This window comes from Variovorax sp. S12S4 (assembly GCF_023195515.1).
Taxonomy (GTDB): Bacteria; Pseudomonadota; Gammaproteobacteria; order Burkholderiales; family Burkholderiaceae_C; genus Variovorax.
Genome location: NZ_JALPKR020000002.1, coordinates 3,254,348 through 3,267,513, shown reverse-complemented (window position 1 = coordinate 3,267,513; position 13,166 = coordinate 3,254,348). Strand labels below are relative to the sequence as shown.

General features: G+C 66.5%; 14 protein-coding genes. 8 read left to right on the top strand and 6 right to left on the bottom strand.

Translation table 11 applies throughout. The annotated features are described in order from the left end of the window. The 4 genes from M0765_RS16105 to M0765_RS16090 form a co-directional block, all read right to left on the bottom strand. A complete protein-coding gene (locus tag M0765_RS16105; protein ID WP_258504640.1) occupies positions 1–1,356 on the bottom strand; it encodes a CmpA/NrtA family ABC transporter substrate-binding protein in 1,356 nt (451 codons plus the stop codon). Between the two features lie 147 nt (positions 1,357–1,503). Beyond that, positions 1,504–2,172: a response regulator gene (locus M0765_RS16100; RefSeq protein WP_258504639.1), complete on the bottom strand. Its 669-nt coding sequence runs from the start codon at positions 2,170–2,172 to the stop codon at positions 1,504–1,506. A 10-nt stretch (positions 2,173–2,182) separates the two neighbouring features. Further along, positions 2,183–3,364: a sensor histidine kinase gene (locus M0765_RS16095; protein WP_258504638.1), complete on the bottom strand. Its 1,182-nt coding sequence runs from the start codon at positions 3,362–3,364 to the stop codon at positions 2,183–2,185. Between the two features lie 92 nt (positions 3,365–3,456). Continuing rightward, on the bottom strand, positions 3,457–3,873 hold the full coding sequence (locus M0765_RS16090) for a nuclear transport factor 2 family protein (RefSeq protein ID WP_258508305.1): 417 nt from the start codon (positions 3,871–3,873) through the stop codon (positions 3,457–3,459). A gap of 102 nt (positions 3,874–3,975) precedes the next feature. On the opposite strand from M0765_RS16090, the gene M0765_RS16085 reads away from it, so the two are divergent. The 4 genes from M0765_RS16085 (at position 3,976) to M0765_RS16070 (ending at position 8,229) form a co-directional block, all read left to right on the top strand. Further along, complete coding sequence (locus M0765_RS16085) at positions 3,976–4,578, top strand: TetR/AcrR family transcriptional regulator (RefSeq protein WP_258504636.1); 603 nt, start codon at positions 3,976–3,978, stop codon at positions 4,576–4,578. Positions 4,579–4,604: 26 nt separating this feature from the next. Then, positions 4,605–5,489, top strand: a complete 885-nt coding sequence (locus tag M0765_RS16080) for a LysR substrate-binding domain-containing protein (protein WP_258504635.1) — start codon at positions 4,605–4,607, stop codon at positions 5,487–5,489. A 138-nt stretch (positions 5,490–5,627) separates the two neighbouring features. Further along, on the top strand, positions 5,628–6,785 hold the full coding sequence (locus M0765_RS16075) for an alpha-hydroxy acid oxidase (RefSeq protein WP_258504634.1): 1,158 nt from the start codon (positions 5,628–5,630) through the stop codon (positions 6,783–6,785). A 109-nt stretch (positions 6,786–6,894) separates the two neighbouring features. Further along, complete coding sequence (locus M0765_RS16070) at positions 6,895–8,229, top strand: MFS family transporter (protein ID WP_258504632.1); 1,335 nt, start codon at positions 6,895–6,897, stop codon at positions 8,227–8,229. 21 nt (positions 8,230–8,250) lie between these two features. On the opposite strand, the gene M0765_RS16065 is transcribed toward M0765_RS16070, so the two are convergent. After that, positions 8,251–8,811 (bottom strand): putative glycolipid-binding domain-containing protein, encoded by a 561-nt coding sequence (locus M0765_RS16065; RefSeq protein WP_126745686.1) that lies wholly within the window; start codon positions 8,809–8,811, stop codon positions 8,251–8,253. A 58-nt stretch (positions 8,812–8,869) separates the two neighbouring features. Here M0765_RS16065 and M0765_RS16060 point away from each other — a divergent pair, with 58 nt between their 5' ends. Both M0765_RS16060 and M0765_RS16055 read left to right on the top strand, forming a co-directional pair. Continuing rightward, positions 8,870–9,496, top strand: coding sequence for a YiiX family permuted papain-like enzyme (locus M0765_RS16060; protein WP_258504628.1), 627 nt, complete (start codon positions 8,870–8,872; stop codon positions 9,494–9,496). 200 nt (positions 9,497–9,696) lie between these two features. After that, entirely contained in the window at positions 9,697–10,206 is a 510-nt protein-coding gene (locus M0765_RS16055; protein WP_258504626.1) for a hypothetical protein, read from the top strand. Between the two features lie 16 nt (positions 10,207–10,222). On the opposite strand, the gene M0765_RS16050 is transcribed toward M0765_RS16055, so the two are convergent. Further along, the gene (locus tag M0765_RS16050) at positions 10,223–11,062 is read right to left on the bottom strand and encodes an RNase A-like domain-containing protein (RefSeq protein ID WP_258504624.1); all 840 of its coding nucleotides are present in this window, start codon (positions 11,060–11,062) and stop codon (positions 10,223–10,225) included. A gap of 72 nt (positions 11,063–11,134) precedes the next feature. On the opposite strand from M0765_RS16050, the gene M0765_RS16045 reads away from it, so the two are divergent. After that, entirely contained in the window at positions 11,135–12,427 is a 1,293-nt protein-coding gene (locus tag M0765_RS16045) for a Y-family DNA polymerase (protein WP_446751560.1), read from the top strand. 12 nt (positions 12,428–12,439) lie between these two features. Next, entirely contained in the window at positions 12,440–13,132 is a 693-nt protein-coding gene (locus tag M0765_RS16040; RefSeq protein WP_258504622.1) for a TIGR02117 family protein, read from the top strand. Positions 13,133–13,166 lie beyond the last annotated feature (34 nt).

Genomic DNA, 13,166 nt, shown 5'->3' with positions numbered 1-13,166 from the left:
TCAGGCCATCTTGCTGATGGCAAAGCTCTTGACGTAGTCGTCGGGCTTGGCGGGGTCGAACACCTTGCCCATGATGGTGAACTTGGGGTAGGCGCCATCGGGCGCGCTCTGGCCGAGTTCCTTCATGCGCTTCTTGGCGTCGGTCAGCAGGAACACTTTTTCCGCAATCTGCCTGTAGTTGACGTCGCCCTTCACATAGCCCCAGCGCTTCATTTGCGTGAGCATCCACACCGCCATCGACTGCCACGGAATCGGGTCGAAGTCGGCGCGGTCGGGCACGGTGCGGATGTTGCCCAGGCCGTCGGCAAACTTGCCGGTGAGCACCTGGTTGATCACCGTCTCCGGCTGGTTCAGGTACTGCGCGGGCGCTATCACCTTGGCGATGAGTTCGCGGTTCTTCGGGTCGCGCGCCATGGCCGATGCGGTGAGCACCGAGCGTACCAGCGCGGCAAAGGTGTTGGGGTTCTTCTCGATGAACTCGGTCGAGGTGCCGAAGGCGCAGCACGGGTGGCCGTTCCAAAGGTCCTTGGTCAGCAGGTGCAGGAAGCCGATTTCCTCGAACACGGCGCGCTGGTTGAAAGGGTCGGGGCCCAGGTAGCCGTCGATGTTGCCGGCGCGCAGGTTGGCCACCATCTCGGGCGGCGGCACCACGCGGATCTGGATGTCGGTGTCGGGGTTCAGGCCGGCCTCGGCCACGTAGTAGCGCAACAGGAAGTTGTGCATGCTGTACTCGAAGGGCACGGCAAACTTCATGCCCTTCCACATCCTCGGGTCGCGCTTGTCCTTGTGCTTGTTGGCCAGCGTGATGGCCTGGCCGTTGGTGTTCTGGATGGTGGCGACATTCATCGCCACCTGGTTGGAGCCCGCGCCCATCGAAATGGCCAGCGGCATGGGCGACAGGAAATGCGTGGCGTCGTATTCCTTGTTGAGCATCTTGTCTCGAATGAGCGCCCAGCCGGCCGTCTTGACCACTTCCACGTTGAGCCCCTGCTTCTGATAGAAGCCCAGCGGGTGCGCCATGATGAGCGGCGTGGCGCAGGTAATGGGAATGAAGCCGATCTTGAGATTGGTCTTCTCGAGCGACGCCTTGTCTTGCGCCATGGCCTGCAGCGCACCCAATGGCAGCACCGACGCGATGGCGGCGCGCGCGGTGTTGGCGCCCACGGCCCGCAAGATGTTACGGCGCACGCTGTCGATGGGGAACAGCGCCTTCATGAGGCTGGCCTCGAGCTTGTCGTCGGGGCTGACGTCGATCTCCGCCCCGCGGCCATGATTGCGGCCGCAGGCGCAGCGCATGTTCAGTGGCCGGTCGGCGTCATAGAGATCGCAGGCGGTCGAATCGGATGGGCTGGACATGGTGGTGCACCTCGGTGAAAAGATGCATGCCACGATGCAAGGCGCGGGCCGACGCGAGGCCGAAAGGCCTATGGACCGCAGATCGTGCAGGTGTTGTCGAGGCTTTGTAGGGGCAGCACTACACGCCGGTGCCCACCGGCTTCGTTTTCAGGCAGCCGGAGCCGCTTTGCCGTGGCGCTCGGCATACAGCGCAAGCTCCACGTCGTTCTTGGTGCCGGTCTTTTCGAGAATGCGCGCACGGTAAGTGCTCACGGTGTTGGGCGCCAGGCCAAGCTGCGCACCAATTTCGCTCACGCTGCGCCCGGCGCTGAGCAGGCGGTACACCTGGTGCTCGCGGTGCGAGAGCTGTTCCGTGCCGTTGCCCGCGTTGCGGCCCACAGCCGCAGCCAGCGCTTCGGCCGTGGCGGCCGATACATAAAGGCCGCCTGCCGCCACCTTGCGCACCGCACCCACCATGTCGTCGGCGTCTGCGCTCTTGTTCAAGTAGCCCGAAGCGCCCAGCTTGATGCAGCGCACCGCGTACTGCTTTTCGGGGTAGGTGCTGAGCATCAGCACCGGGAGCGTGGGCCAGTCCTTGCGAAGGGCCTGCAACACGTCGAGGCCGTCGCGGCCCGGCATTGCGATGTCGAGCAGCACCACGTCCAGGCCTTCGGAGCCACCGAGTTCCTGCACGGCGGCCAGCACCTCGGGGCCTGTTTGCGCTTCGGCGCGCACTGTCATCGAGGGCAGTCCGTTGGAGAGGTCGCCGAGCATCTGCTTCAGGCCCTCGCGCACGATGCGGTGGTCGTCTCCGATGAGTACGCGGATGTCGTTCATTCGTCGGAGCCTACACCGGCAACGGCAGATGCAGGCGGAAGGTGCTGCCCTCGCCCACATGGCTTTCGATATCGATGCGCCCGCCGAAGTGGCGTGCGCGCTCCCGCATGCCGAGCACGCCATAGGCGGTGGCCGCCTCGAAGGCCTGCGCCGGCGCGCCGATGCCGTCGTCGCGCACGCTGATGCTCAAGTGCTGCTGTTGAACATCGATGCGAATGTCGAGGCTGCGCGCCTTGGCATGGCGCCCGACGTTGCTGAGCATTTCCTGGAAGATGCGGAACACCGCCATGGCCGCGGGCTCGGGAAGCTCCACGCCCGCCGGCACGTCGAGGTGCCACTGCAGCGCCAGCTCGGCCGATTGAACGAACTCATGCGCCTGCCATTCGAGCGCCGCCCACAGGCCTTGGTGGTCGAGGATGCTCGGGCGCAGGTCGGTGATGATGCGGCCCACGTTGTCGACCGCGCGCTCGATCAGCTGGCTCATGTTGCCGCACTTGCCGCGCATCTGCTCGCGCATCGCCTGCGCTGCGTCGGGTGCGCGCTCCTGCTGTTCGCCCAGGCGCTTGCCGATCCAGTTGACGTCCATCTTCAGCGCCACCAAAAGGCTGCCCAGCTCGTCGTGCACTTCGCGCGCGATGCGGGTGCGTTCGTCCTCACGCACCTTGTCGAGCCAGGCCGAGAGCTCCCGCAACTGCGCCAGCGCATCGCTCAGCTCGCGCGTTCGCTCCTGCACGCGCAGGCCGAGTTCGTCCTTCGCCTGCTGCAGCGCCTCGGCCTGCCGGCGGCGCTCGGTGATGTCGACAAAGGTAATGACGGCGCCGCGCACCTGCGCGCCGTCCATGATGGGGTGGCTCGAATACTCCACCGCAAAGGCGCTGCCATCGCGGCGCCAGAACACTTCGGTGTCGATGCGGCACGGCAGGCCCCGGCGAAAGGCGTTGAAGATGGGGCAGTCCGTGTCGGCGTAATGCGAGCCGTCTAGATGCGAGTGGTGCGTGAGCTCGTGCATGTTGCTGCCGATCACGTCGCGCGCCTCGTGGCCCAGCATCTGTGCGCCGGCCCGGTTGATGAACATGCAATGGCCGTCCAGGTCGATGCCGAAGATGCCCTCGCCTGTCGACTCGAGCAGCAACCCCAATTGGTGCTGCCACAGCGGGTGGCTGGCGGTGGGGTTGAGTACGGGCGTTTCCATGCACCAAAAGCAAGCAACAAACGTTCCTGCTTACTTGCTCCCTCTCCCCTGGGGGAGAGGGTTGGGGTGAGGGTGCGGCGGCAGTTGGGCGCTCAGCGTTCCCAGCGGAACTTGCGCTCCGATTCGGAAATCGGCTGGTCGTTGATGCTCGCGTAGCGCCGCTGCATCAGGCCGTTCTCGGCGAACTCCCAGTTCTCGTTGCCGTGGCTGCGAAACCACTGCCCCGCCGCGTCGTGCCACTCGTACTCGAAGCGCACGGCAATGCGATTGTCCATGAAGGCCCAGAGCGTTTTCTTCAGGCGATAGTCGTGCTCGCGCTCCCACTTGCGGGTGAGAAATTGCACCACCTGTTCGCGGCCGTTGACGAAGTCGGCGCGGTTGCGCCATTCGGTGTCGGGCGTGTAGGCCAGGCTCACACGGACCGGGTCGCGTGTGTTCCAGGCGTCTTCGGCGGCCTGCACTTTCCTGGTTGCGGTTTCAAGGGTGAAGGGCGGCAGCGGGGGCGGGATTCCATGGCGGTCTTTCGGTGAATGAAAAAGGGAAGAAGGGATTGCGAAGGCCCGCAATGTGCCACACGTAGACAGACCTGTCTACATGCCTACAATACGGCCATGGACATCTCCGGACTGCCCGCGCGCGAGCGCATCCTGCACACCGCGCACGACCTCTTCTATGCCGACGGCATTCGTGCCACGGGCATCGACCGCGTCATTGCGGCATCGGACGTGACCAAGGTCACCTTCTACCGGCACTTTCCATCCAAGGACGACCTGGTGCGCGAGTTTCTCGATCACCGCCATGCGCGGTGGATGGCATGGTTCGTCGATGCGCTCGGCCGGCGCGGCGCGCATGAACGTGCAGGCAATGCGGGGGCCTTGCTGCTGCTGCCCGAGGTCATGGCCGAATGGTTCGCCGACCCGGTCTTCAGGGGCTGCGCGTTCATCAACTCGGTGGCCGAGGTGGGCGGCAGCGTGCAAGGCGCCGCCGAGCGCGCGCGCGAACACAAGCGCGAGATGGCCGAGGTCATCGCGGGCCTGCTGCCTGCCGGCGCTGCGTCGCGCATGGCGCTCGCGCAGGCTGCCGCACTGGGGGTGGACGGCGCCATCGTCAAGGCGCAGATGGGCGGCCCGGCCCTGGCGCGCGAAGCCGTGGACGATCTGCGCCGGCTGCTCGAGGCGCTGGTTGTCGCGTCCGCACCGTCCACGACTCGATAACATCCGTTCCGGACACGACAACACACATGGCTTCGACGCGACTTCCCTCGACGCAGGGCCTGCAGGCTTTCGAGGCCGTGGCGCGCCTGCGCAGCGTGAACCTCGCGGCGGAAGAGCTCAGCGTCACCCCCAGCGCAGTGAGCCACCGCATCCGCCAACTCGAAGCGCTGCTCGATCTCAAGCTTTTTTCAGGCAACGACTTCGGTCTGAGCGCCGACGGCGTGGCCTACCTGGCCCGCGTGCGCGAGGCCATCGCGGCGCTGCAGCAGGTGCCCGGCCGCGAGCCCGCATCGCAAGTGCGACGGCTGCGGGTGGCGGTGACGCCCACGTTCTCCCGCCAGATGCTGCTGCCCCGGCTCGCGCGGTTTCGCGATGCCTATCCGAACATCGAGCTGATGCTGCAGGTGACCATGCCGGTGCGCAACATGACGGCCGAAGAGGCCGACCTGGAACTGCGCTTCGGCACCGGGCCTTTTCACGATCGCGAGTTCTGCCAATTGCTGGCCGACGACGTCGCGCCTGCCTGCAGCCCGGCGTACCTGCAGCGCCACGGGCCATTCGACGGCTTTGCAACCGATGCCGAGGTCTTGCGCGTGCAGCTGCTGCGCACGCCGCTCGAGTCGTGGCGCACCTGGTTCAAGGCCCGCGGCATCGGCTTGCCGGAGCCGGCCACAGGCCACCAGTTCAACGACCTGGGCCTGGCGCTCGATGCGGCGGCCGAAGACTTCGGCGTGGTGCTGATGCACCTGAAGCTCGGCAGCGCGTGGCTGGAGAACGGGCGCCTCGTGCGGCTTTCGGCAGAGAGCGTGCCCTCGCCCAACGCCTACTTCCTGTGCTGGCGGCCGGGGGCGATGGAACGCTGGGAGTGCGCAACTTTCGTCGAATGGTTGCGGCAGGCGCTGCGCGACTGACTGAATTCTTTTCAGGTCCGGCCTGGGTATTTTTCAGGTCCGAGTCCGTTTTGGACGCCACACTCGGCCCGCGGCGGAGCTTGCCCATAATCCCCGCTCGCGCGATCGAAAAACAGAGACCACCCAGGAGACTCCCCCGTGCCCGACCTTTCCAAGATCACCTGCATCGAAGACCTGCGGGTGGTCGCCAAGCGGCGCGTGCCGAAAATGTTCTATGACTACGCCGACTCCGGCGCATGGACCGAGGGCACCTACCGCGCCAACGAGAGCGACTTCCAGAAGATCAAGCTGCGCCAGCGCGTGGCGGTGAACATGGAGGGCCGCTCCACGCGCTCCACCATGATCGGCCAGGAGGTGGCCATGCCCGTGGCAATTGCGCCCACCGGCCTCACCGGCATGCAGCACGCCGACGGCGAGATCCTCGGTGCGCGCGCGGCCAAGGCTTTCGGCATTCCGTTCACGCTGTCGACCATGAGCATCTGCTCGCTGGAGGACATTGCGGAAAACACCGGCCGGCACCCATTCTGGTTTCAGCTCTACGTAATGAAGGACCGAGACTTCATCGAGCGACTGATCGAGCGCGCCCGCGCGGCGAACGTGTCGGCACTGCAGCTCACACTCGACCTGCAGATCCTCGGCCAGCGCCACAAGGACATCAAGAACGGCCTCTCGACGCCGCCCAAGCCGACCATCGCCAACATGATCAACCTGGCGACCAAGCCACACTGGTGCCTGGGCATGCTGGGCACCAAGCGCCGGACCTTCGGCAACATCGCGGGCCACGCCAAGGGCGTGGAGGACCTGTCGTCGCTGTCGTCGTGGACGGCCGAGCAGTTCGACCCCGCGCTGAGCTGGGCCGATGTGGAGTGGATCAAGAAGCGCTGGGGCGGCAAGCTGATTCTGAAAGGCATCATGGACGAGGAAGACGCGCGCCTGGCCGCCAACAGCGGCGCCGATGCGCTCATCGTCTCCAACCACGGCGGGCGCCAGCTCGACGGCGCGCCCTCTTCCATCTCGGCGCTGCCCGCCATCGTCGATGCAGTGGGCAGCAACATCGAGGTGTGGATGGACGGCGGCATCCGCAGCGGACAGGACGTGCTCAAGGCCCGCGCGCTCGGCGCCCGCGGCACGCTCATCGGCCGCAGCTTTCTCTACGGCCTGGGCGCCTACGGGCAAGCCGGCGTGACGCGCGCGCTGCAGATCATTCACAAGGAACTCGACATCACCATGGCCTTTTGCGGCCACACCAATATCGAGAACGTGGATTCGGGGATCCTGCTGCCGGGCACCTTCTAAGCCCCCTCGGGCGGCAGGCTTGCGGCGCTGGCTGACAGCGCGCAAATGCGTGCGTGCGGAAAATTGTTGCTTCCAACAACATCGCCCCGCACGGGCGGCAAAACCCATCATGAGCGCAGTCACGCCTGTCACGGACGGCCATTCGGCCTCCGCATCCCCGCCCCACCACTACACGGCCGAAGAAAAGCGCCACCGCGTCTTCTCGATCATGGCGGCCTCGTCGGGCAACCTGGTCGAGTGGTTCGACTTCTACGTGTACGCCTTTTCGGCGCTGTACTTCGCGTCGGCCTTCTTTCCCAAGTCGGACCCGACGGTGCAGCTGCTGAACACCGCGGGCGTGTTCGCGGCCGGCTTCCTGATGCGGCCCATCGGCGGCTGGCTCTTCGGCCGCATTGCCGACAAGATCGGGCGCAAGACCTCGATGCTGATCTCCGTCACGATGATGTGCGGCGGCTCGCTGGTCATCGCCTTCTTGCCGACCTATGCGCAGATCGGCGCTTGGGCGCCCTTCCTGCTGCTGGTGTGCCGGCTGTTCCAGGGCCTTTCGGTGGGCGGCGAATACGGCACCACCGCCACCTACATGAGCGAGGTGGCGCTGCGCGGGCAGCGCGGCTTCTTCTCGTCGTTCCAGTACGTCACGCTAATCGGCGGGCAGCTGCTCGCGGTGCTGGTGATCGTGGTGCTCGAACAGCTGCTCACCGAGGCCGAGCTCAAGGCTTGGGGCTGGCGCATTCCGTTCGTGGTGGGCGCTGTGGCCGCCGTGGTGGCGCTGCTGCTGCGCCGCACGCTGCACGAAACCCAGAGCGCCGAGGCCAAGGCCAACAAGGAGGCCGGCAGCATCGCCGGGCTGTTCAAGCACCACACGCCGGCTTTCCTCACGGTGCTGGGGTACACGGCCGGCGGCTCGCTCATCTTCTATACCTTTACCACCTACATGCAGAAGTACCTGGTGAACACGGTGCACCTGCCGATCAAGACGGCGAGCTACGTGATGACCGGCGCGCTCTTCGTCTACATGTGCATGCAGCCGGTGTTCGGCGCGCTGTCGGACCGCATCGGGCGGCGCAACAACATGCTGCTGTTCGGCGGGCTCGGCGCGCTGGCCACGGTGCCGATTCTCACGGCGCTGCAGCACACCACCAACCCGGTGGTGGCCTTCGTGCTGATCATCATCGCGCTGGCGATCGTGAGCTTCTACACCTCGATCAGCGGCATCGTGAAGGCGGAGATGTTTCCGCCCGAAGTGCGCGCGCTGGGCGTGGGGCTGGCCTATGCGGTCGCCAACGCCATCTTCGGCGGCTCGGCCGAATACGTGGCGCTGGGCCTCAAGTCGCTGGGGCACGAATCGGCGTTCTTCTGGTACGTGAGCGCGATGATGGTGATCGCATTTCTGGTGAGCCTGCGCCTGCCGCGGCAGGCGGCCTACCTGCACCACGACCACTGACCCGCCGCCCCGCGCGCGGCGCTACTCTTCGGCGATCCAGAGACCGGGGTAGTCGCGCACGAAGCAATCGGAGGTGACGCTCAGCGTTGCCGCGTAGTCGAAGCGCTTCGCGTCGTAGGCGTATTCATCGCTCGCGGTGCGTTCGTAGCGCTGCATCAGCTCGCTCAGCACGCCGCCCTCCAGGTCGACCCAGGCCGCCGGCGCATCGGCCCCTTCGCCCTGTGCGAGATTGAGCCGGCGCAATTGCAGCAGGTTGGTGGCTGGCGTAAAGCCAAGGTCGAGGTCCACGCAATGCGAAAGGTCCGGCACCGCTTCGTCGTTGAGTTTCCAGTGCCCGCGCGCGTCGCGGGCAATCGACAGATCGACCGCGTCTGCGCCGAGCCACCCGCGCACGGTGCCCCATTGCGCGTGCCAGTGCAGGTCGCAGCGCACACGGTAGTGCAATTGCGCAATGCGGCGGTCTTCAAGACGGAACACGGCGGCGCCGTCGAGCTGCCATGCGGTGGCGTTGCGTTCGAGGCGGCAGGCGTCATGGCCCGGTGCATCGAGCCTGCGCCACAGGATGGAAGCGACGGTTTGCATGCCGCGGATGATGGCGCGTGCGGGCGCAACAGGCAAGCCTTGTCACAATGCCCCGCACATGAACAAGAAGAAGACCCGACTCCCCGCCGCAGCCCTGCTGTTGTCCGCCCTGCTCTGCCTGGCTGCCGCGCCGGCCGATGCCGCGCTGAAAGACGGCGACATCGTCTTTCACACCTCGCGCTCCGCCCAGAGCCTGACAGTGCAGCGTGCCACCGGCTCGCGCTACAGCCACATGGGCATCGTGCTGCTGCGCGGCGGCAAGCCCTATGTGTTCGAGGCGGTGTCGACCGTGCGCTACACGCCGCTCGCCCAGTGGACGGCGCGCGGCGACGGCGGTCACTACGTGGCCAAGCGGCTGCGCAATGCCGATGCACTGCTGACGCCTGCCGCCGTGACCCGGCTGCACGCGGGCTCCGCCGACTACGAAGGCCGCCCCTACGACCTGACCTTCGAATGGTCGGACCAGCGCATCTACTGCTCCGAACTCGTGTGGAAGCTCTACCAGCGCGCGCTGGGCGTGCGCATCGGCGAGCTGCAGAAGATCCGCAGCTTCAACCTGGGCGACCCCGCGGTGCGCGCCAAGATGCGCGAGCGCTATGGCGACAAGGTGCCGATGGACGAGCCGGTGATCTCTCCGGTGGCGATGTTCGAATCGCCGCTGCTCACGACGGTGGAGGCGCGCTGAGCGCCGGACGGTCTCGCTTGAGGCGCCGTTCGCATCGATGCATGGCGAGCTAACATCGTACGACCGACCATTCAGAGGAGCGCGCAATTGGAATCCTGGTTCGCCCATGCCAAGCCGATCGACTCGCTGGAGCCCGAGATCGCTTTTCATTTGCAGGACGAGTTCCGTCCCGTGTCGGGGGCCCGGCCGAACCGCTCGCCTTGCCCGGGTTTCCGCGCGCCGAGCGTTTGCTGGCGCGCACCCGCGAGGTGATCGGGCACGAGACGGAGCTTGCCGCGTACTACGCACAGGTGGTTGCGGCCGCCCGGCGCCACGCGCTCACGCTCAGCCAGGTGCGGCACTACTTCTGGATGGATCTGCAGCTGGACAATGAAGAAGCCGGCGTTGAGCTGTCGTTCCCCTGGTATGACACCTTTGCCACGATGGACCATTTTCTTGCCGCAATAGCCGGCAACGACCAAGGCATGATCTACGACGACCAGGACCAGGGCTGGGCCGTGGAGGTCTGGGCCCGCAACGGCACGCTCTACATCCGCCAAAGCGATCCCGAGGCCGACGATGACCCCGGCATGGCCGTGACGCTGCCCAGGGCGGGCCTGCAGGCCCGCATCGCACCGCTGCGCGAGCGCACCGCGAAGATCGTGGCCCAGCTTGCAAAGGAATTCGGGGCCGACGTGTGGACCACGGGCGAGGCGCCTTCGTTTCCTTAGCGCAGGGCCTCGGAGCTCAGATCGGATACGCCGTCAGGATGTAGAACGGCTTGCCGTTGTAGCTTTCCATCTTCAGGATGATGCGCACGCCGGAGAGGTCGTTGACGGCCGTGCTGCCGAACTGCACGCCCCGCCCCACCACGTAGCCCAGCACGTGCTCCAGCTCCGGCGACTTGCTGCCCGCGGCCGCACTGCGTGACCAGGCTTGCACGGCGGCTGCATTGGCGCGCAGGGTTTCGGTGATCGCGCGTTCCGCCGTGGCCAGGTCGGCAAAGGTAGACACCGCCTTCGGGCCCGGCCGGGTGGCGGTTCGCACCCTGGCCAGCAGTTGCGCGTCGGTCTGGCCGACGTGCCGCGCCATGGTGTGCCCGCCGAGCCTCGATCCCGCGGCGGCTTCATGCTCGGCCAGGCGAATGCGGCCGCCGCGCGTCACGGCAATGATGCGGGCGGCTCCGAGCCCCGCGGCCACGACCAAGGGAACCGCCACATCGACCGCAAGCCCGATACCGTCAGCCGTTTCACGCGAGGCGCCCAGGGCCTCCGCCGCCGAGCTGGCGGTGACTGCGGTGGCGGTGCGCTGCGGAGTGCCCGTCCAGACCTGGCGGCCCGAGGTGGCGAGGGTGTCGAAGCCGTGCACGCCCAGCACCACGCAGCCCGCCTTGGTCACCATGGTGGGCTCGGGCGCGAGGCAAAGTACGCCGGCGCCCACCAGTTCGACGACGCCGCCCACCAGCCCGACGGTACCCCAGAGCCGGTTGCTCAGGCTCGCGGATTCGGGCACGTCCTGCCCGCCCAGAACGCCGGCCATCTGCACCGGTGTCAGTGCAATGGTCATGCCCTCGACTTCGTCACTCATGCCAGATCCCTTTCCTTGCCATGCTTTTCGATGCCATCGGACGGCCGAAACCGCGGTCCGCCGCATTCTGGCATGCACCCGCCGCAGGCAGACACGGCCCGGCCGCGAGACAATCGGCCCGTGAGTTCCCAGCCTTTGCCAAAGCCGCCGATACGCCGCATCGCCCACCTCGACATGGACGCCTTCTTCGCGTCCGTCGAGCTGCTTCGCTATCCGCAGCTCAAGGGATTGCCGGTGGTGATTGGCGGCGGGCGGCGCAGCGTGGACGAGGCGATTCGGCGCCTGCCCGAAGGCGGCACGCTGGCCGACATTCCGGTCGACGCCTTCCCGCGCCTGAAGGACTACGTGGGCCGCGGCGTGATCACCACCGCCACCTACCCCGCGCGGCAGTTCGGCGTGGGTTCGGCCATGGGGCTCATGAAGGCGGCCAAGCTGTGCCCGCAGGCGATCATCCTGCCGGTGGACTTCGACGAGATCCGCAAGTACTCGCGCACCTTCAAGCAGGTCATCAGGGAGGTCGCGCCGCTGATGGAAGACCGCGGCGTGGACGAGGTGTACATCGACTTCACCGACGTGCCGGGCGGGCAGCGCGACGGCGGGCGCTCGCTCGCGCGGCTGATCCAGAAAGCGATTCTCGACGCCACCGGCCTCACCTGCTCCATTGGCGTGGCGCCCAACAAGCTCATTGCCAAGATGGCGAGCGAGTTCAACAAGCCCAACGGCATCTCGGTGGTCTACGAGGACGACTTGCAAACCCTCATCTGGCCGCTGCCTTGCCGCAAGGTGAACGGCATCGGGCCCAAGGCCGATGAAAAGCTCAAGCGCTTCGGCATCGAGACGGTCGGCCAGCTTGCGGCCCGCGACAGGGATTGGCTCATTCAGAATTTCGGCAAGTCCACCGGCGCGTGGATGCACGAGGTGGCCTGGGGGCGCGACAACCGGCCGGTGGTGACCGAAAGCGAGCCTGTGTCGATGAGCCGCGAAACCACGTTCGACCGCGACCTGCATGCGGTGCGCGACCGCGCAGAGCTGGGCGCCATCTTCACCCACCTGTGCGAGAAGCTGGCCGAAGACCTGCAGCGCAAGGGCTACGTGGGCAAGACCATCGGCATCAAGCTGCGCTATGACGACTTCAAGATTGCCACGCGCGACCAGACCATCGACCGCTACACCGCCGACGGCAAGACCATCCGCCAGGTTGGCGGGCTGTGCCTGAAGCGCGTGCCGCTCGAGCGGCCGCTGCGCCTGTTGGGCGTGCGTGTGGGTGCGCTTGCGAAGGCGGGCAGCCCCGAGGCGATGTCACCCGCAGGCGCGGGTGCCCCGCGTGCGCCAGCGGACGCGGCGACCACCGCATCGCTCTTCTAGGTTCTAGGCTCGATGCCGAACCGCTGGCCCAGGCGCATTGCCATTGCACTGCTGGCGCTGCCGCTGCTGGCTGGGCTTTATATGGGCACGGCCTGCGCGTTGATGTTCTGGCCAGCCAACGCAACGCCTCAGGACACCACCACCGCAAACACGCCCGGAGTGCAGGCCTGGGTCTTGAGCAACGGCGTACACACCGACCTGGTGTTTCCGATCCGCTCGGCAACCATCGACTGGCGGCAGCTCTTCCCGGTCGCGCATTTCAAAGCCGTGCCGCCCGACGCCGAGTTCATCGCCATCGGCTGGGGAGATCGCGAGTTCTACCTGAACACGCCGACCTGGGGCGACCTGACCGTGTCCCGCGCATTCGGTGCCATGCTCGGCGGCAACCGTGCCCTGCTTCACGTCACCTACCTGCGCCGCGCGCAACTGCGGTACAACGCCTTCCTCCTGCCTCTCTCCGAAGCGCAATACGCACAGCTCACGGACTACGTGCGTGCCGCCCTGCCGGCAGGCCGCGCAACGCCGATTGCCGGCGCCCACTACGGCAACGACGATGCCTTCTACGAAGCCGAAGGCGGCTACCACCTCTTCGAGACCTGCAATACCTGGACCGGCCGGGGCCTGCGGCAGGCGGGGGTCACGGTGAGCCGCTGGACGCCCTTCGATTTCAATGTGACGTGGCATCTGCAGCCGGTGCGCCCCTGACGCACAGGAACAAAGAGCCTCCATCGCACCAGCG